We start from the raw sequence: 18,961 nt of genomic DNA, 5'->3' as shown, positions 1-18,961 counted from the left end.
GTGAAATGCCATACATTTTGAATAGTCAGTAACCTGTTCTTAAACAAAAGGTTGTTTGCTATTTAGGTCAGCTAACTAGACAAAAAATTTTCAGTTTGTCATATAATCTAATGACCAAAAATTAACATCAGGTTATATCTTGATTAATGAGGATTTATTTTGTACTAAATCTCAAAATAAGAAGTTACAAATTCAGTTAGGAACAGTGTCAGCGCTCCATCTGTCCTATCCTGGAGATGGATAAATCAATAGTGTTGTGGGTGAGACTGTGTTTTTCAGCGTTGTGATACCGACTTATAATCGCCAACCGATTTTAGAAAAGTGCCTCCGCGCCTTGGAGGTGCAGGAGTTGAGTCAGCCAAGTTCGGTTACTGATTACGAGATTGTCTTGGTAGATGATGGTTCTACTGATGGCACATTGGAGTGGTTAGCAGCACACAAAGAAGAGTTTCCCCATGTGCGCTGGTTTCAGCAAGATCATGCTGGGCCAGCTGCGGCTCGGAATTTGGGAGTAGAGAAGGCGCTAGGAGACACAATTATCTTTATTGATAGTGATTTAGTAGTGCTGAAGAATTTCCTGCAAGCTCATACTGATGCACTAGTACAAGGGAAAGAGAAATTGGGGAGCGATCGCTTTTTTACTTATGGTGCAGTTATTAATACTTGTAATTTCAACAACCCAACTGCTGAACCCTACAAAATTACAGATTTTTCAGCAGCTTTTTTTGCTACGGGAAATGTAGCAATTCCCAAACATTGGTTAGATAAAGCAGGACTTTTTGATACTAGTTTTCAACTCTATGGCTGGGAAGATTTAGAATTAGGTGTGCGGCTGAAAAAACTAGGTTTAACACTAATTAAATGTCCAGAAGCCGTAGGATATCACTGGCATCCAGCATTTAACTTAGAACAAATTCCCCGATTGATTGACCAAGAAATTCAACGCGGACGAATGGGAGTTTTGTTTTATCAAAAGCATCCTACATGGGAAGTGCGAATGATGATCCAAATGACTTGGCTGCATCGCTTACTTTGGGGGATTTTGTCACTTAATGGTGCGTTAAATGAACGGACAATGGCTCCGTTATTGCAATGGCTAATTAATTTAGGTAAACCGCAATTGGCTTTAGAAATTGCTCGAATTTTTCTCAACTGGTACAACGTGAAGGGTGTCTATGAAGCTTATGCTCAAATGCAGCAAGTATCGTGATTGAAACACCTTTGGGAAGTAGTAGCGTGTAATCAACCTGTTAAAACTTTGTTGGTCATATCGCGCATCTCAACTCAATTAGGACTTACGCACACTCTACAAATTCTTGGCGTTCTTCTCTAACGAGACGCTTCGCGAAGGCGTCTTGGCGGTTCGACAAATTAAGCTTTTGGGCGATTTTTGCGTAAGTCCTATCAATACCTGATTCTCTGATGATGAACGAACTGGCAGGATTAACTACTGTATAAACCAATACGCTTGGGTTAATGCTAAAACTCTTTATCAAAGTCAACTTTTTTAACAACCGCAGAGGCGCAGAGAAGCCAGTGCGCCCTTGCGGTTCCCCGACTTGTACCCCTCCGGGGAAGCAAGCTACGCGCAGCGTCTCCCCTTCTCACATTGGGAGAGGCTAGCGCCAAGGGAGAAGCAACTGGCGCGAAACAGAGAGAAGAGAAAAAATGCTTAACCCAAGCGTATTGCAGTTAAATATGTCATGTAATTTTGTGTTTTCTAACATTTGTGCAAAGTGGTCAGTAATGGTGATTTTGGGCTTGAATTTTACGCTTTATAGGGCTTGATTCTACTTTTACAATCACTTTACTATCAAAGCCCGATTGCTTACCCCCACAGAGCGAGCGATCGCTTCCTTGAGGGAGTGATGCTGGGATTGTCAGGGGACGAAATTGCAGCTATCTTGGCTCAACCAGAAGCATTGATGGGATAACTTCAGATTAATTACTTTTTCTTGCCCTTAGATTTCTTGCCATTCGTCCGGTGAATCAAATCCTTTTGTTTTGGTGTTCGGTTTTTGTTTAAGGGACTGTTATGTTCCCGGACGAAAGCGAATATGATCGGGTATATGATGGCGATCGCCTAATATTTCTAACAAGGGGCCATTAACGTCAAATTTAACCATACTTACTGACGCGACCAAAATATTCACCCGATAGCGATAGCGTCCCAAATCAATTCCCAGTAAACTACAAAGCATAATCCGAATCGTGGCTTTATGGGAAACTACTAAAACATTACCTTGAGAATGTTTTTCTTGAATTTCAGCAATTACAGGCATAGAACGGTTAGCAATATCTACCGCAGTTTCTCCACCAATGGGTGCATTCCAAGCGGGTTCTGTCAACCATTTTACATAGTTTTGGGCGTAATTCTCTTGGACAAACGATTTACTCAAAGTTTCCCAAGAGCCATAACTACCTTCTCTAAGTCCGTCACGCAACTGCATATCCATACCGATAGCATCACAAAATGGCTTGGCAGTTGCAATTGTGCGCTTCATCGGGCTAACATAAACAGCCTGCCACTTCAATTTTTGATAAACATCGGCAAAACTTTCTGCCATCTGTATCCCTTCAGAGGTCAACTCCGCATCAGTTTTACCGCAGAAATTACCACTTTGACTAAAAGTAGTTTCTCCATGTCGCAGTAAATATAAATTGAGTGTCATAGCTTGTATTGCGATTGGGATAAAGGAGTTTGTGCAAAAATAAACTACCATCAATCTCGCAATCGAGTCTGTGACACCAGGACAAAGTAATCAACCAAAAAAGTCAATCAACCACAAACTTTTGATTTCGTTGACAAAAGTAGCGGTAAGAGCTAATACTCTAGTTTGAGCTGGGATACGGATACCGTTGGCGAATTCCCCAAACAGCAAAACTGAACCGATTGAGAGCTTTCTGAGCAATTTTATACTCAGATGCAAGATTCCTCAACTTCCGTTGATTACGATGCTTTACTAACGACCAAAATTTTTCCGTTACTAAAATTAAGCCTCTTCCTCTAAAGTTGCTACGAAACCCTTTGCTTGTGATGAGAATTGGCTTGTTAGTTACTGACGATGTTGGGTTTGGCAAAATCTATAAAAAGGCGATTGAGTGCGATCGCCTTTTCCTCTAAGAAGATTGTTAGTTTAGTGCAGCAGCGATCGCATTACCTAATACCAATTCTGTATGAAGATGCGCTTATATGCAAGAAATAAAGAACGAACCGCCAAGAGCGCCAAGTACGCCAAGAAATAAGAAATTAAAAGATTTAGCGCAGCTTCACAAAGAAATGGTATAACTGTTTCAATGTCCTTTCCTTGGCAACCTCGGCTGCTGCCCGTGCAGATTCAGCAAGGATTGTGTCAGTGTTTGGGGTCAACTTGAGTGCCCTGCCCTGCCCCCCAGCAATCAAATTGAAGATTCATTGCTTGATGTAGGTTTCTAACTCAAATATGTTATGTCAAAATCGCCCCACCCATTAAGCGGTCATACCGATACTTCAACTCTTCTTTCATTAAATACCAACGCTCTAAAGTAACATCCATTTCTATTATTTTCTCCGCTGCTTGCCGCGCTAAAAGTAAAACTTCCTCATCGTCAACCAAACTTGCTAAGGTAAAATCTGGCACTCCTGATTGACGAGTTCCCAGTACTTGCCCTGGCCCACGAAAACGCATATCCATCTCGGAGATGAAAAAGCCATCCTGAGATTGTTCCAACACCTTTAATCGTTGTTGAGCATCAGGACTTCTGGAACTGCTCATCAATAAACAGTAAGACTGAGCCGCACCCCGACCAACGCGCCCCCGTAGTTGGTGCAGTTGCGATAGTCCAAATCGCTCTGCATTTTCAATGAGCATCACCGTAGCATTAGGTACGTCTACACCAACCTCAACAACGGTAGTAGAAACCAAAATTTGCGTTTGATTATCGCGGAATTTGGTTATTGCGTCGTCTTTTTCGGCTGAACTCATGCGACCGTGTAGCAGTCCTACTTGAAAGTCGGGAAAAACGCTTTCCTGTAACTTTTGATGCTCCTCCACAGCCGATCGCAAATCTAATTTTTCTGATTCTTCCACCAAGGGCAAAACCACATAAACTTGTGTACCTTGGACAATTTCTCGGCGGATCAGGTCGTAAGCATGGTTGCGTTGCTGACCTGACAATACTGTTGTCTGAATCTTTTGCCGTCCCGGTGGTAACTCATCAATTTGACTCACATCCAAATCCCCGTGTATCGTTAGTGCTAAAGTTCGGGGAATTGGGGTAGCTGTCATAGTTAACACATGAGGTTGATTGCCTTTTTGCTGCAAACGTGCCCGTTGTTCTACCCCAAAGCGATGCTGTTCATCTATGACTACTAACCCTAGTTGTTGGAAGTTTACTGGGTCTTGAATCAACGCATGGGTTCCTACTAACAGAGGTAATTCACCAGTTCCTAACTGAGAATGTATTTGTCTTCGTTTTGCAGTTTTAGTCGAACCTGTAAGTAATTCCACTGGTAAATGAAGCAGATTAAACCAGCTAACTAACTTGCGATAATGTTGTTCTGCCAAAACTTCTGTGGGAGCCATCAGCGCCGCTTGGTAACCAGATTGAATTGCTGCAAGGATAGTTAAGACAGCGACGACTGTTTTACCAGAACCGACATCACCTTGCACCAAACGATTCATTGGCACAGTTTTTTGTAAATCGTTGAGAATATCGTTGAGAACTCGTTGCTGTGCGCCAGTGAGTTGAAAAGGCAGTATTTCGTGGAATTTCTCTACAAGTTGACCACGTGGGACAAGAATGGCACTGGTTTGAATCGCTCTTGCTTGCTGTTGACGTTGCAGTAACCCAAGTTGTAGGTAGAAAAATTCATCAAAGACTAGGCGACGACGGGCAACTTGCAGGACGGCGCTATCACTGGGAAAATGGATATTAGCGATCGCATCTTTTAATTCCATCAAACCATACTTCTGCCGCAAACCACTTGGCAAAGGATCTTTCAGGTTAGCCGCAGCAGGTAAAGCAGCAATTACTGCCTGTCGCACTGTATTCGCCACCACGCCTTCAGTTAGTCCATAAATTGGCACTATCCGCCCAATATTTAGCGACTCAATCGTATCTCCTGGATTTGCTAAAACCTCTAGTTCTGGATTATCCAGTGTCAAGCCGTATTTACTTTCTTTCACCAACCCACAGGCTGCTAGAATGCTACCTACTGCATAACGGCGTTTTAAACTTTCTTGCCAAGCGCGACTGCTAAAGCGCGTACCTGCGTAAAAACGGCCAATTTTGATTTGACCGCTATTATCTTTTACTACCAATTCTAAAATTGATAATTTCTGATTTTTAGGGCTAGTAAAGCAGTTGCAACGCTTCACTGTAGCCACTATTGTCACCGTCTCACCCGCCTGTAACTCACGGATATTCACCTGACGTGCATAATCAATATGGTCACGAGGATAGTAGAAAAGCAAGTCACGAACGGTATGTAAACCAAGCCGTGCCAAATTATCAGCTTTTTTAAAACCTATTTCTGGTAAATCACTGAGTTTTTGCTCAATTTTCGGTGCAAGTCTCCGACTCACCTCAGTAACAATTGGAGATTTTGGATTTTTAATTTTGGATTTATAAATTCTCCCTTGCTCCTCTGCTCCTCTGCTCCCCTGCTCCCCCTGCTCCTCTTGCTGTAGTTGGGAAAGATACCTACGAGTCTCTGCTATTAAATGCTGCCTTTCTTCCAGTGCTAGATGTGGATAACTTGCAAATTGCACCGCTAATCCTTGCCAACGGCGGCGTTCAGTTTGGGGTAAGCCTGTTGGGAATTTGCCCAAAGTTAGGCTCAGAAATTCACTGAAACGGTATTCTCTGCCCATCAAGTCTGTAAAGCCACGTTCAGCTTCTACTGCTAAGGCTTTGTGCAATCGTATCCAATCTGGTTTTTCATTAATCATTGGTCATTGGTCATTAGTCATTGGTGAGCCAGTGCGGTCTTGGGGGTTTCCCCCATGAGCAACTGGCGAACCCGAAGGGTCATTGATTCATTGGTCATTTGACTCTGGACAAAGGACAAATGACTAATCCTCAAACCAACTAGCACGCCATGCAGCTTCCGCTTCAGCGATCGCCTTTTCTTTATATCTCTTTTTATACTCTCGTCCTAGTTTGTTTAGCTTAACTAAAATACTGCGGATTTGCCTGCGCTCAGAAGAAAGTGTCACATCAGCAAATTCAATTTCTCCTAGCCGCAGGTTAATAGCCATGATTTGAGTCAGTCCAGAATCTTCTGACTGTTGCTCATTTTCAATTTCAATTACTAAGTTTAATAAATTGGGTGGCCCTGGCATTACCTCAGCAGATGCTTCTGATGCTGCCGCTGCTGCTGCTAAAATCGGTTCTGGTAATTTTTTCGGTAATACTCCAGCTTTTTGTAACAAAAGATTAGCATCATGCGAAAGTTTTTTCAGTATATCTTGCGCTGCCTCTTCTAATTTCTGTTGCCATTTTGCCAGTTCTGTAGGATCGGAGGTGTTGGCAGTCAGATACTGAGAATTAGAAGTGAAAAATAGTGAAGATGAAGAGGATGTTACTTCCTCATCCACCTCATTCACCTCATCTTCTTCATCCACCTCATCCACCTCATTCACCTCATCTTCCTGTGATTCTTCACTTTTAAGATAAATGAGCAATTGTTCAGCTGCCAATTGACCCAACTTACGAGTAGCTTGTTGCAATTGTTGGCGCTGATTCAATGACAAATGCAAAAAGTTTTCGGGATATCCTTGGGTACAGAGGTGGTAACTCGCAAGAATCAACTGTTTGCGTACAGCTAGCCCCAAGGTGTTTAGATAACTAGCATAAGCGCTTTGTAGTTCGATTGCGATCGCCCCGATCGCTTCTTGGAGTGCTGCAATATCCTGCTCAATTCGCTCGATTGCTCTTGCCATATTTTTTCGCTCTTGCCCATCTGAACCATTACATAGTACAAATGTACAAACTTATTTTAGGATAACTTTTTAGAGAATTTTAGATTTTAAATTAAATGCTAAATGCGAAATTTTCTATCTTTACTAAATAAAATACAGGCCAAGCAAATAACCTGACCTGTTTTGTAAAGAGTCATTAGTCATTCGTCATTTGTCCTTGGTAAAGACTAATGACTAACGACTAATATTACTTGGTGCCCATTTGTGCAGCGACTTCATCAGCAAAGCTCATTTCTTGCTTTTCAATGCCTTCGCCCAGTATATAACGGACAAAGCGAGTCACTTGAATCTCTTCGCCTAATTGTGCTTTCGCTTGCTTTATCAAGTCTTCCACGGAAATACTCTGATCGCGAATGTAAGGCTGATCGAGCAAAGTCAATTCTTTCAAGCGTTTTTCAATCCGTCCTTGAACAATTTTTTCTTTGATGTTTTCAGGCTTGTTCGCCAAATCATCCTTGCCCATTTCAATGTCTTTTTCCTTTTGGGCAACTTCGGCGGGAATTTGGTCTACACTCACATACTCGACATTGGGACAAGCCGCAACTTGCATTGCAGTGTTCCGTGCCAAGGTTTGGAACTCGGAATTAGCCGCTGCTGACTCAGTTTTGGAACCTAGTTCTACTAATACACCAACTCGACCGCCAGTGTGAATGTAGCTGTCTACTACACCTTGTGTGCCTTCTGCTATTGCAAAATTAACAAAGCGACGCACTTGGATATTTTCACCAAGGGTGGCAATGGTTTGCTTGATAAATTCTTCTACAGTCGCACTTTCATTATCAATATAGGGTTGAGCCAACAAAGACTCAACACTATCAGCTGTCGCTGCTTGCTTTGCTAGATTCTTAACTAAAGCTTTAAAAGCCTCGTTACGAGCAACAAAGTCGGTTTGGCAGTTGACTTCTATGAGTACACCCACTCGGCCTTTGGGCTGAATGTAAGTGTCTACTAGCCCTTCTGCCGCAATGCGATCGCTTTTTGCCCCCGCCTTAGAGATGCCCTTTTTCCGTAGCCAGTCTGCGGCTTCTTCTACGTTGCCTTCAGTCTCTATCAGCGCCTTTTTGCAGTCCATCATGCCGGCACCAGTTTTTTGGCGTAGCTCTTGGACGAGTTTTGCAGATATTTCCGCCATGTTGCCTCAATTCCTAACTTGACCTCGAGTTGTAATCACTCACCTAATTTAGTACTGAGTACTGAGTTTTGAGTGCTGAGTTTTGAGTGCTGAGTTTTGAGTGCTGAGTTTTGAGTGTTCAGTTATCAATTTTATTCTTCATTGACAAATCACAACTTACAACTTCAAAAATCAAGACTCAGCACTATTCAATTTGCTGAGTCTTTCTATCTTACTCAGGACTTAGCACTCTTGACTCAGCACTATTCTTCTGTTTCCTCGTCGGGAATTACGGCATCAGTATATTCGGTTTCTTCGTAGTCTTCGTCATACTCACTACCGTCGTAATCTTCGTAATCATCTTCAACATCCAGCTGACCGTGACGACCTTCATAAATGGCATCTGCCAATTTTCCGACTATCAGCTTAATCGATCTGATAGCATCGTCGTTTGCTGGGATGGGGATATCTACTACATCGGGGTCACAGTTTGTATCCAACATGGACACAATCGGAATATTCAGCTTTTGGCATTCTTGAACTGCGTTATATTCCCGGCGTTGGTCTACGATTACCACGATATCGGGCACTTTCCGCATTGTTTTAATGCCACCCAAGTATTTCTGAAGCTTCGTCATTTCCCGACGTAGCATTGATGCTTCTTTTTTTGGCAATAAATCTAGTGCACCAGTTTCTTCACGGCGTTCTAAATCTTTCAGACGGTCAACCCGTGTTTTGATGGTTGCCCAATTGGTCAACATTCCGCCCAACCAGCGTTGGTTAATGTAGTGGGAACCACAACGGCTAGCTTCTTGGGCAATAATTCCAGCTGCTTGGCGCTTAGTGCCGACAAAAAGAAATTTTTTCCCTTGTTCTGCGTGCGATCGCATGTAGTTGTAAGCATTATCCATCAACTGGGCAGTTTGCACCAAGTCGATAATATGCACGCCATTGCGGGAAGTATAAATGTAAGGAGACATTTTTGGGTTCCAACGCCGGGTCTGATGCCCAAAGTGAACCCCCGACTCCATCATTTGAGCCAATGAAACTACTGGCATATATTTTTCAACTCCGATTCGGGTTAAACCTCCATCCAAGTGCATTTCCCAATCGGGAAACACCCGAATTCTTAGATGTGCGAGATTAGTTAACTATACTAGGTTAGCATATTCTGAAGAGTTGTAGTTGCTTGACCAAGTGAGGTCAAGAAAATAGCGCTGCCTACTCAACAATCAAGCAGCACTAGTAATAAAAATCTTGCTGTTTTAAAGGTCTACTCCCGGTCTTCTCGATCTTGAGGTTTGGGTTTTTGTCGCCGTTGTTCAATCTGATCGTCGATAGTTTCTCTCATTTTGCGATCGGCAGCGTCCATCGCCGAATACTTAAAGCGGTTGATTATGCCACTGAACAAGTTGCCAAAGAATCTTGCAATCTCTTGCATAATTTTATACCTCAGTACTTAAAGGTAAATTCTTGACTCTACATCAATCTTGGACTTTCTAGTGGAAGTAGGAAATAAAACGCTAACCTGTCTTTGGAGTATCTGTTAATCTCTTAGCGTCTCTGGGTGTTTAAAAGGCTGGCGGTTTATTTATCCTTTGATTCACTTTTGCTTGGGAATTACTGTATAAAACAGTCTTCTCAATTAAATTAGTATTGTTGAGACTTACTAGATTGAAACGCGCTAGAGATTCATCTATTGTATTCTGTCTCAGGTAAGAAATGTAGCAAAAATACAGGTAACAAATTGTCTACTTGGTATTTAGCCAAGATATAACCAAAAATCTGCAAGATAATCTCGAAAGACTTGATTTTCCGTTGTAAATGATGCTGAAAACTCAGATATAGCAAATTTTAAACCCAGATAGGATGAGTTTTTCAAACCGTCTTGCAGAAAACTACACATATATCAGTTTCATACATAGTCTAAAATACTACTCATTTCTTGCCGATAACGCTTGGGAGTTGTGTGTAGCATTCGCTGAAATACAGATGTCATGTGACTCTGGTTGCCAAATCCTGCTTCTACGGCTATTTGCGCCAGCGATCGCCTTTGGTTATGTAAGAGTTTTTGGGCTAGTTCCCGCCGACACCGGAGGACATATTGATAAGGCAACAGTCCAGTTGTTACCTTAAATGCTCGTGCGAAATGGTAATGTTTGTGCAACTAAACCAATGTTCATACTGAATAATACGCAATATTTATTTAAATATGTTATATAATTTACTTAATTTTTTCGCACTAGTACTGCTTGTTAATAAATTTGCAAAAAATTTGACGCCGACATCTTTATCGAACTCAAGCTAAAAGTGGAAGGTTAATGTTTATGGCAATAATAATTCCTGAAAAGTTATCGTCAACAACAAAAAGTAATGCAGAAAAAAAGCTATTTCATATTTTTGCAAAAAACTTAAGTGATGATTACATTGTTTTTCATGGGGCTTGGTGGCAACACATCAAATACGTTGTACAAGATAGAGAAGCTGACTTTATTATTGTTCATCCTCAAAAAGGAATACTCATTATAGAAGCAAAAGGTGGAACAATAAGTTATGATGCAGTTAACATGGCTTGGTATACAAATGATAAAAAAATGAAAATATCACCATTTATCCAAGCTAAAGAAATTAAACATAAGTTTTTTGAGTTTCTTGGTAAGTATAACGAATTTAAAAAGCGAGATTTTTGTATTGGACACTGTGTAATTTTTCCCGATGTTGATGAAGTTATAAACGGACTTCCTTCTGAAGCACCTCAAGAAATATTACTATTACGCCCTCAACTAAAAAATATTAGTAAATGGATCTCTTCTGTCTTCCATTATTATGAACCAAGCCCAAACAGCAGAGTCTTAGGAGATGATCGCATAAATTTAATTATTCAACTTATATCTCCAAGTACTGGATTCAAAAAATATATTGCCAATGATATTGGTGAAATCCAACAAGAGATTATTCAATTAACGGAACAACAATTCAACATTTTGAATAATCTATATCTACAACCTCAGTCCATAATTTTAGGATGTGCTGGTTCAGGAAAGACTCAGTTAGCAATAGAAAAAGTTAGAAGATTATGTCAGCATCATATTAAAACACTTGTAATTTGCAAATCTAATAACCTTTCTCTTTACCTTTCAGCCTCTTTAGAAAATGAAATTAAAACAGGGAATTGTGTAGTTTATAGCTATGAGGAAATACAGACAAGCCAATCTAAGCTGCAATTTCAATATACGGCAATCATTGTTGATGAAGGACAAGACTTTGAGCGTCACGAAATTAATGAATTGAGTAATTTAATTCCAGATGATGGAATATTTTATATCTTTCAAGATAGTAATCAGAATGTTTCAAAGAATGCAAATCAATTAGCACTCCAAGTAAACCCAAACGTTTTAGATAAAAACTGTCGGAACACTCACAATATCTTCAAGTATGCAGAGCCATATGTATCCTGTGTCCATCCAATCAAAAGTTCATCAATTCGGGGAAGAGACGTAATAGAACGAGAATACAAAAATATAAATGATATATTTAAAATGTTAGAAGAAGATATTTTAAATTTAGTTAATCATGAGAATATTACACCTGCTCAAACTGTTGTGTTAACTGATATGTATCCACTCTCAAAGTCCATACTTTCAGGTTATTCGCATATCAACCGTTTTCATCTCAAACAGTATTCATTTTCTAATAAAGACAAAAATACTATTCAGTGGTCGAATATAGGAATGTATAAAGGATTGGAAAATGATATTATACTTTTATTGTTTGAGAAACCTAAAACATTAATACCAAGTAATTGGGATATTGCTAACAAATATGTTGGGGCAACCAGAGCAAAAAGCTTTCTTATTATTTATGAATCACCTGATATAGAAATTGACTTTTAATATTTTATTTTTAATGGAAGATAAAACCGTCAGATTCTATTTCACTCTCTTCCAAAATCTCTTCAAAAGAAACCAACTTTGGAGAACCTTGATAACATAAAGACCTAATGTGATAAACTGCATATTGAATCGGTTCTGGTATTGGACGTTTTAAGTTATTAGATACAAAATCTTCAACATTTTTATGGTCTTTTAAAATTAAATAGTAAGCATATATACAATTTAATTGTAATGCTATACAACTGATTGTCATTAACTGAGTTATATGTTCAATAATTCTTTCTTTTAAAACTTTTCTTTTTGATATTCTTTCTATATAAGTTAATGCTCCCTTTCGTGGTTTAACTAGATGATGAATGACTCTAGTCTTAATAAATGTATTTACAAGTTCATCGTTAAATAATAAAAAAAGATATTTAAGGCTAATCATCTGGATATCATTACTATAATCAAGAGATAAAAATTTTACAAACAACCAAGAGTATAATTTCCAATGTTTTGGATATATTTTTGACAATTGATAAAGCCATTCCATATGCTTAGTAAATATTTGAGGTTCTAACTTTGTGCCTAATGAGATTTCATTTAAAAACTTACAGAATTGTTTGGCTTTATCTTCATCATTAATATCTTCTAAATTTTCAAACAGTATTTTCTGCTTTGAATCATTGAATACTTCATTTTGCCTGCTTGCTTTTGCCGAATCAATTTCCTTAATTAAGACTGTTTTATCTAATTTATTTTCTTGCTTGCTTTGCTCATATCTATCTTCTTGAAATGGCATTGCTGAAACACCGCTGTCTTTTGAATCTTCAATGAATTCAATTATTTTTTCTTGAGCTTCTATAATTTTGGTTTTTGAAGCATTCAAATTCACACCTATTTTTAAAAGAAATTCTTGTAACACTATTGAAGCCTTTACTGCATCATTCTTATTGTTAGTAAAAATGCGGTAATCATCTACATATCTTCCAAAGTTTATACCAAGATTGAATAATGCTTCATCAGCTTCTTTGAGAAATATATTGGCTAGAAATCCTTCTGCTTCATTTCCTATAGGTATACCTTGGCTATTATGTGTTTCGTTTAATTTACCATCCACAATTGAGTAGTAGCAGATTTTGAACTTCAAAGTTTTATCAAAAAGAAGCATAAAATCTGTATCTCTTCTTATATTGATTTGTTTTGATATTGCTAAGAGCAAGTATTCGTGTGATATGGAATCATAAAATGATGATATGTCAGTTTTAAGTATACAAGTGTTTTTCTCAACTTGTGCTAATTGCCAAGCTATAAAATCCTGAAAACCTTCATAATAATACTTATACAAATAGCCTTTTGATTTTTTTTCTTTTTCAGTATTTCTATTAAGCCGATATGAAAAACAATGTTTAATAAAAGTAAAATCTAATAATTCAGCCAGGACAGATACAAAAATGAATTTAATTACTAAATCTTTAAAAGGAGTATGTATCATCCTTCTTAAAAACATATTTGACTTTGGCAGATAAAAAGAGAAAGCAGTTTCTGCTTCGTATAAATTTGGGTTTTCAAGAACTAACTCAATTTCTTGAAACAGCTTTTCTTTATTTTGTCTGTAATAATCTATTTCAATAAAATTACAGTATGAATCATGGGTAATTCTGTAAGATATAGCATACACGTATGCTTTTTCAAAAACTTCTCTCTTCCTTATCTGTCCAATCCAAAATTCTTTACTCATTAGATTATTATCTGATTCAAATTTTATTATTTATTCTTGACTTTAATTTAAGTAGCTTTCATCGCTACTGTTTACGCATAAAAAGATTGTTGAATCTCCTTTGAAATCTAATAGTGATAGTCAAATTTACTAATATCAGTTTTATCTGGGAAGGAGTCTAAAATTTAGTATTCCCTATATAATTCCAAAAACTATAAATCACTAACAGGAAAATAAACTACACAGTGTCACAAAGTCATTAGTAATTTTAATAAAGTTAGAGATGCTAGTACTTAAAAGGGAATTTTAACTAAAGCTGTAAACTGACTGAAGAGCGCCTTAATTCTACTTCCCGACTACGAGTATTATTACTCATCAAGAAAGTGGAAAAAGGTATCGTCGGTAATCTGGGTTGTCTTTACTACAGCGTGCAGCAATTTTTATAGTCCAGTGACGACTCTGTGTGTTACTCAATAGTATCGGGGTCTACATTGAGCGATCGCAACCTTGCCTTTAACTGTTCTATCTGCAATTCTGCCTGTTCAGCTCGTTGGCGTTCCTGTTCAGCTCGTTGGCGTTCCTGTTCAGCTCGTTGGCGTTCCTGTTCAGCTCGTTGGCGTTCCTGTTCTACTAGTTCTTCTGCTTGCTGTCTTGCTAAAACTTCCTGTCGTAAAGCCTCTACTAATTCACTAGGGATCAGTAATTTTTCCCCTGTATCTTCTCGATAAAACCCAATTAGCCTTCCCTCAACCACCAAGCGTAGTTGTAACGGTTCACTGCGTCCATCTTGTATCGGTTCGTAGATTTCTCCCCGCAGGCGATAGCCACGTAACTGTTGTTCCACCCACTCGCTTTTAGGGTCAAATAGCCAGTATTCGTTGACACCTAGCTGCTCATAAAGGGTCTTTTTGAAGATTTCGTCTTGTCCCTTAGTCCCAAAGGATGTCATTTCAAAAATAACTGTGGGTACTTGACCCTCTTCCCAAACTTTATAGTTGTCCCGACCGCCAGGTGCAACATCAAAAATCACCATTACATCTGGGGCTACCCGCAATTTGGGAAAGCCCTGTGCATAGTAAAGAAATTGATTTCCCAATACTGTTGCCTGACGATTTGCCAGATACTGTTTCAGGACTTCTAAGGTAGTTAGTAAAGCATAAAGGTGGTCGTAGGTTTCTGCCACTGGTTGACCATCAGCACTGGGGTAGAAGATTTCTGATTCGACACTAACAGGTAGAGTAGCTGTCATGGTTGTAAACTCAGTGCTACGAGATTATTGTAGAACAACTCTACTTCTCTCTAACTTGGGATGTACAAGCTTTTTAAAATATAACTAGATAATTCACAAAAACCTTCCCCTTCGGCAGCAGTGGTAATGTAAGCAGGCTGATATTTCAATTGATTCACATATTCCATGACGTTAGCCACGCCTACAGAAACAGGAAAATAACGGCGATCGAATAAACTTTCATCATTGGGACTATCGCCTACAGTGACAATTTGTTCTGGTGAATAATCAGGCAAATATTCGCGCAATACCTGCAACAATCCCACAGCTTTATCTTGCCCTTGGGGTTTAATGTGACACTGCACGTTGCTATAGGTAAATCCCCAACCCATTTGTTGACAGAGATTATTTAGGGTTTGTAGTTCGTCTTCACGCAAACCAACTACATCGAAAGTCCAGTCGGTGATGCGAAAGCGATTATCAGCAGATTCTTGGATTTGGGGAAATTTAGTTTGTAAATTCTCAAAAGTTGTAGCCAAGTGCTGGCGATGGTGAAGTAAATCGGGAATGGGTGTTAAAACTACTGGTTTCTGATTTCCAGGTGGAAAGTATAAACCACCATTTTCTGCCATCGCACCTGCCACTGGCATCAAACTACTCAATCCACTTACCCACCCAGCAGAACGTCCGGTGACAATCAGCACCTTAATATCATCTGCGGCTAAATCCTCTAAAGCTTGTAGCAGTGCTGGAGTAAATTTTCCTCGTCTAGTCAGAGTGCCATCCATATCTGTGGCTATCAGACGAATCTTGCTAAAGCTTGTATATGAAACCTCAGATAGGGGAGAGAGGCTCAAATGTCTGGACATATACGATTTGTAAAACGCTGTAAAAAATATTAATCATACAGCAAGATGACCTTGAAGATTTGGGCATCCTAAACATCAGGAGTCAAGTTTTTCAGTTTCCAACCATGTCCACTTCAATGTTTCTTGCCCAATCCTCTGGGAAAAAGACTACTAAAAAGGCATCCCAGGAAGTGCCAGCAAGTAATCCTGAAATACCACCATTATTGTTGGTAACTTCTGGAGGACTGGCTTTAGTGGTGATTGCTTTGATTGTGTATATTAAACTCCAGAAGGATAAGCTGGAGAAAAAACTTAAGTTTGAACAATTCCGCGCGCGAGAACTAGAGAAAAAGTTTAAGCTGGCACTGGAAACAATTCGCAAAATGGAAACTAATCCCGATTTGGTGAATTCACGGGACTTTAACCTGGATTATCTACGAATGCGGATGTCGGAGGAGGTGTTTCATTTTGCAATTCTTAATCAAATAAAGATTCAGATCAAAGAAAAAATTTCTCAAGCCCTGCGTCCAAATCAAGCCCAACAAGGATCGGTGGGAATTGCTAATAGCGCTGGACGGCAAGTAGATGAAATTTTTGATGTCGAGTATGAGACTGGTAGTCCAGGGAATTCTGCTAAACGGGTGCTGTTTCGGATTCAAATCAAGTTAATGAAATTACCGACACAAGCAACTTCTGCAACTATTAGTCAAATTATTGATTGTATAGAAACTTACTTAAGCCCCATAGAAGACGAAGATAGTTGGCAGCCAATAATTCAAGGTCGGATTGCTACCATGCATTGGGATCAAAAAGCTAAACCTACGCCTCTACTGGTGCTGGAACAATCGAATGAAGGCGTGAATGTGACTTTTCGTACTAGTCGCCAACCAAATACTCCAACTCCGCCAAAGTCACCTGGAATTAAAAAATCAGGCTCGGCTAGATGATAAATTATGGCTGTCATTAGTCATTGGTCATTGGTCATTAGTCATATCAAGTTCGGGTTATTACTTGTAATAAAATCTATCAATGTAGGTTGGGTTGAACACCAGTGAAACCCAACATAAACAAGGATCAAATGTTGGGTTTTGTTCCTCAACCCAACCTACAGATATTATAAGTGTTTAACCGGACATGATATCATTGGTCATTCACAAAGGACAAATGACTAATGACTAAAATCATCACTGAATAACTGTATTAGAAAAATTACGGGTTAGAAGACCATCTTCCATTTCTACGATGCGATCGGCTATGTCTAAAATGCGGTTGTCGTGTGTCACTAATAAGATAGTAGTTCCCTGATTTTTGGCTAGACTCTGCATTATTTCCACAACATCGCGTCCTGATTGTTTGTCTAATGCTGCTGTTGGTTCGTCTGCTAATACCAAGGGGGGACGATTCACTAAGGCGCGAGCGATCGCAATTCTTTGTTTTTGTCCACCAGAAAGATTGTCTGGGTAATAATCAACTCGTTCTTCTAGACCAACAGACCTTAGCATAGCTTTTGATTTAGCCATTGCTTCTGTTTGAGAAATATTATCGTTTAATTCCACTGCCATTTGTACATTTTGGTTGGCTGTCAAGAACCCTAGTAAATTGTGAGCTTGGAAAATATAACCAATGTTGCGTCGCATCTGCACTAATTTGTTTTGACTGACGCCAATAAGTTCTTCACCTAAAAATTTTAAACTTCCTTGCTGTACAGACCGCAAACCACCAATTAAGCTAAGTAATGTTGTTTTACCTGAACCTGATGGCCCGGTCATAATCACAATCTCACCTGGATAAATTTCTAGGTTAATATCAAATAATATCTGTTTTCTCAGTGAGCCTTTGCCATAGAAGTGATTGAGATTTTTAATGGCGATTACAGGTTCTTTTTCTATCATATTTTTGTTAGTTATAAATTAGTAGCTCCAAAATTTAACTGTACTGACTGTCAGAAAGAAAATTCGTTTAATTATTATCATAAATCAAATTTATTATTAATATCTCTTAATTAATACACTATTAATTAAAAGATATCCGCTGGATCGGCAGAGCGTAATTTTCTAACTGCTATCGCCCCAGAAATAATACACATTATCATAGTCAAAATCAATACCATTGTCGCTCGGTCAAAACTCATGAAAACTGGTAAAAGTGTTGCATTTCTGGCGCTATTATACATAAATAAAGCAAAGACTATTCCAGGAAAATATCCTAAAACTGCCAGTAGTAAAGCCTCTTGAAGGATGACTGTCAATAAATAGTTTTGTGTATAGCCTATTGCCTTGAGAGTAGCGTACTCAGCTAAATGGTCTGCAACTTCTGTATAAAGAATTTGATAAACAATCACAGTCCCCACAATGAAACCCATGACAGTCCCTAATGTGAAAATAAAGCCAATAGCTGTACTATTTGCCCAATAATTCCGCTCAAAGTCAATAAATTCTTGTTTAGTTAAAACATTTACTTCATTAGGTAAATACTTGCGTAATTCTTGAGCAACAACATTAGCATCGGCTCCTGTTTTTAATCTAATTAGTCCAATATCAATTAATCCTTTTTGACGATTGCTGAATATTCTGAGAAAGTTTATATCACTCGTAATTAAATTACCATCTGCGCCAAAGGATGCGCCTAATGTAAATAGCCCTCCTACTTTAACTCGCCGCCTTCGTACTTCGGCTGTTACAGTCTTTCCTTGATCAAAATTAGCAGCGATCGGGCCATACTCTACCCTAGAAGAACGGTCAAATAGAACGACATCAGATAGTTTAAGTTTATCTAAATTTTCCTGAACTCCAGGTAAGTTAAGTAGGTTAGTTTCTGGGTTCATTCCAAAGATCAGGATACTCCGAGGTCTGCCTGTAACAGGATTTTTCCAGATTGTATAGTCCAAATATATCGGATGTACTGATTGAACTGCGGGTAATTCTAAAGCTTTATATAATCGTCGTTGAGAAAAGCTTCTCATCGCCAATATAGCGTTAGATTGACTATTAATCAAAACAATATCGCCTTGCAAGCTGTTATGGAATCGAACGTTACTATAATACAGAGCATCCCGAAAGCCGAGTTGCATAAACATTAAAATATCAGCAAAAGCAATTCCTGCTAAAGCCACAGCTAGGCGAGTTTTTTCTCTTGTCAGTTGTAGCCACGACAGAGGTATTTTTTGATTCATTTTATAAACATACTAGCAAGTTTTGTGATTTGAGTTTTAACC

At 39.0% G+C, this 18,961-nt stretch carries 18 protein-coding genes; 5 read left to right on the top strand and 13 right to left on the bottom strand.

The window, feature by feature from the left end; translation table 11 throughout:
- Window positions 1-256 precede the first annotated feature (256 nt).
- A complete protein-coding gene (locus tag ACFE93_RS13045; RefSeq protein ID WP_375473689.1) occupies window positions 257-1,210 on the top strand; it encodes a glycosyltransferase family 2 protein in 954 nt (317 codons plus the stop codon).
- Between the two features lie 574 nt (window positions 1,211-1,784).
- Complete coding sequence (locus tag ACFE93_RS13040; RefSeq protein ID WP_375473688.1) at window positions 1,785-1,934, top strand: hypothetical protein; 150 nt, start codon at window positions 1,785-1,787, stop codon at window positions 1,932-1,934.
- A gap of 99 nt (window positions 1,935-2,033) precedes the next feature.
- On the opposite strand, the gene ACFE93_RS13035 is transcribed toward ACFE93_RS13040, so the two are convergent.
- Complete coding sequence (locus ACFE93_RS13035) at window positions 2,034-2,672, bottom strand: histidine phosphatase family protein (protein WP_375473687.1); 639 nt, start codon at window positions 2,670-2,672, stop codon at window positions 2,034-2,036.
- 90 nt (window positions 2,673-2,762) lie between these two features.
- Window positions 2,763-2,912, bottom strand: a complete 150-nt coding sequence (locus ACFE93_RS13030) for a hypothetical protein (RefSeq protein ID WP_234017182.1) — start codon at window positions 2,910-2,912, stop codon at window positions 2,763-2,765.
- 162 nt (window positions 2,913-3,074) lie between these two features.
- Between ACFE93_RS13030 and ACFE93_RS13025 the strand changes: the two genes are divergently transcribed.
- Window positions 3,075-3,206: a hypothetical protein gene (locus ACFE93_RS13025; RefSeq protein ID WP_375473686.1), complete on the top strand. Its 132-nt coding sequence runs from the start codon at window positions 3,075-3,077 to the stop codon at window positions 3,204-3,206.
- A gap of 240 nt (window positions 3,207-3,446) precedes the next feature.
- Here the strand turns inward: ACFE93_RS13025 and recG are convergent, their stop codons facing one another.
- From recG to ACFE93_RS12995, 6 genes are all read right to left on the bottom strand, one after another.
- A complete protein-coding gene (gene recG / locus ACFE93_RS13020; RefSeq protein ID WP_375473685.1) occupies window positions 3,447-5,933 on the bottom strand; it encodes an ATP-dependent DNA helicase RecG in 2,487 nt (828 codons plus the stop codon).
- Between the two features lie 123 nt (window positions 5,934-6,056).
- On the bottom strand, window positions 6,057-6,926 hold the full coding sequence (locus ACFE93_RS13015; RefSeq protein WP_375473684.1) for a hypothetical protein: 870 nt from the start codon (window positions 6,924-6,926) through the stop codon (window positions 6,057-6,059).
- A 226-nt stretch (window positions 6,927-7,152) separates the two neighbouring features.
- Entirely contained in the window at window positions 7,153-8,097 is a 945-nt protein-coding gene (tsf, locus tag ACFE93_RS13010) for a translation elongation factor Ts (RefSeq protein ID WP_375473683.1), read from the bottom strand.
- Between the two features lie 242 nt (window positions 8,098-8,339).
- Complete coding sequence (gene rpsB / locus ACFE93_RS13005) at window positions 8,340-9,134, bottom strand: 30S ribosomal protein S2 (RefSeq protein ID WP_104909752.1); 795 nt, start codon at window positions 9,132-9,134, stop codon at window positions 8,340-8,342.
- 215 nt (window positions 9,135-9,349) lie between these two features.
- Entirely contained in the window at window positions 9,350-9,517 is a 168-nt protein-coding gene (locus ACFE93_RS13000) for a hypothetical protein (protein WP_375473682.1), read from the bottom strand.
- A 474-nt stretch (window positions 9,518-9,991) separates the two neighbouring features.
- The gene (locus tag ACFE93_RS12995; RefSeq protein WP_375473681.1) at window positions 9,992-10,243 is read right to left on the bottom strand and encodes a helix-turn-helix domain-containing protein; all 252 of its coding nucleotides are present in this window, start codon (window positions 10,241-10,243) and stop codon (window positions 9,992-9,994) included.
- Between the two features lie 160 nt (window positions 10,244-10,403).
- Between ACFE93_RS12995 and ACFE93_RS12990 the strand changes: the two genes are divergently transcribed.
- A complete protein-coding gene (locus ACFE93_RS12990; RefSeq protein WP_375473680.1) occupies window positions 10,404-11,969 on the top strand; it encodes an NERD domain-containing protein in 1,566 nt (521 codons plus the stop codon).
- A gap of 10 nt (window positions 11,970-11,979) precedes the next feature.
- On the opposite strand, the gene ACFE93_RS12985 is transcribed toward ACFE93_RS12990, so the two are convergent.
- From ACFE93_RS12985 to ACFE93_RS12975, 3 genes are all read right to left on the bottom strand, one after another.
- Window positions 11,980-13,692, bottom strand: coding sequence for an RNA-directed DNA polymerase (locus tag ACFE93_RS12985; protein WP_375473679.1), 1,713 nt, complete (start codon window positions 13,690-13,692; stop codon window positions 11,980-11,982).
- A 445-nt stretch (window positions 13,693-14,137) separates the two neighbouring features.
- Entirely contained in the window at window positions 14,138-14,920 is a 783-nt protein-coding gene (locus ACFE93_RS12980) for a Uma2 family endonuclease (RefSeq protein WP_375473678.1), read from the bottom strand.
- A gap of 50 nt (window positions 14,921-14,970) precedes the next feature.
- Window positions 14,971-15,768: an HAD family hydrolase gene (locus ACFE93_RS12975; protein ID WP_375473677.1), complete on the bottom strand. Its 798-nt coding sequence runs from the start codon at window positions 15,766-15,768 to the stop codon at window positions 14,971-14,973.
- Window positions 15,769-15,872: 104 nt separating this feature from the next.
- On the opposite strand from ACFE93_RS12975, the gene ACFE93_RS12970 reads away from it, so the two are divergent.
- Window positions 15,873-16,694 (top strand): hypothetical protein, encoded by an 822-nt coding sequence (locus ACFE93_RS12970; RefSeq protein ID WP_375473676.1) that lies wholly within the window; start codon window positions 15,873-15,875, stop codon window positions 16,692-16,694.
- 237 nt (window positions 16,695-16,931) lie between these two features.
- On the opposite strand, the gene ACFE93_RS12965 is transcribed toward ACFE93_RS12970, so the two are convergent.
- Both ACFE93_RS12965 and devC read right to left on the bottom strand, forming a co-directional pair.
- Window positions 16,932-17,639, bottom strand: a complete 708-nt coding sequence (locus ACFE93_RS12965; RefSeq protein ID WP_375473675.1) for a DevA family ABC transporter ATP-binding protein — start codon at window positions 17,637-17,639, stop codon at window positions 16,932-16,934.
- A 125-nt stretch (window positions 17,640-17,764) separates the two neighbouring features.
- Complete coding sequence (gene devC / locus ACFE93_RS12960; protein WP_375473674.1) at window positions 17,765-18,919, bottom strand: ABC transporter permease DevC; 1,155 nt, start codon at window positions 18,917-18,919, stop codon at window positions 17,765-17,767.
- Window positions 18,920-18,961: the final 42 nt, after the last annotated feature.

The organism is uncultured Nostoc sp., from assembly GCF_964247315.1.
Classification (GTDB): Bacteria; Cyanobacteriota; Cyanobacteriia; order Cyanobacteriales; family Nostocaceae; genus Nostoc.
The sequence above is the reverse complement of the archived record's forward strand: the minus strand, read 5'-3'. Positions and strand labels throughout refer to the sequence as shown.

Bases quoted from the DNA above. Each gene is read 5' to 3' on its own strand.
- ACFE93_RS12965 (WP_375473675.1), bottom strand. From the start codon at position 17,639: ATGATAGAAAAAGAACCTGTAATCGCCATTAAAAATCTCAATCACTTC.
- ACFE93_RS13035 (WP_375473687.1), bottom strand. From the start codon at position 2,672: ATGACACTCAATTTATATTTACTGCGACATGGAGAAACTACTTTTAGT.
- recG (WP_375473685.1), bottom strand. From the start codon at position 5,933: ATGATTAATGAAAAACCAGATTGGATACGATTGCACAAAGCCTTAGCA.
- devC (WP_375473674.1), bottom strand. From the start codon at position 18,919: ATGAATCAAAAAATACCTCTGTCGTGGCTACAACTGACAAGAGAAAAA.
- ACFE93_RS12975 (WP_375473677.1), bottom strand. From the start codon at position 15,768: ATGTCCAGACATTTGAGCCTCTCTCCCCTATCTGAGGTTTCATATACA.
- ACFE93_RS13000 (WP_375473682.1), bottom strand. From the start codon at position 9,517: ATGCAAGAGATTGCAAGATTCTTTGGCAACTTGTTCAGTGGCATAATC.
- ACFE93_RS12990 (WP_375473680.1), top strand. From the start codon at position 10,404: ATGGCAATAATAATTCCTGAAAAGTTATCGTCAACAACAAAAAGTAAT.
- tsf (WP_375473683.1), bottom strand. From the start codon at position 8,097: ATGGCGGAAATATCTGCAAAACTCGTCCAAGAGCTACGCCAAAAAACT.
- ACFE93_RS12970 (WP_375473676.1), top strand. From the start codon at position 15,873: ATGTCCACTTCAATGTTTCTTGCCCAATCCTCTGGGAAAAAGACTACT.
- ACFE93_RS12985 (WP_375473679.1), bottom strand. From the start codon at position 13,692: ATGAGTAAAGAATTTTGGATTGGACAGATAAGGAAGAGAGAAGTTTTT.
- ACFE93_RS12980 (WP_375473678.1), bottom strand. From the start codon at position 14,920: ATGACAGCTACTCTACCTGTTAGTGTCGAATCAGAAATCTTCTACCCC.
- ACFE93_RS13015 (WP_375473684.1), bottom strand. From the start codon at position 6,926: ATGGCAAGAGCAATCGAGCGAATTGAGCAGGATATTGCAGCACTCCAA.
- rpsB (WP_104909752.1), bottom strand. From the start codon at position 9,134: ATGCCAGTAGTTTCATTGGCTCAAATGATGGAGTCGGGGGTTCACTTT.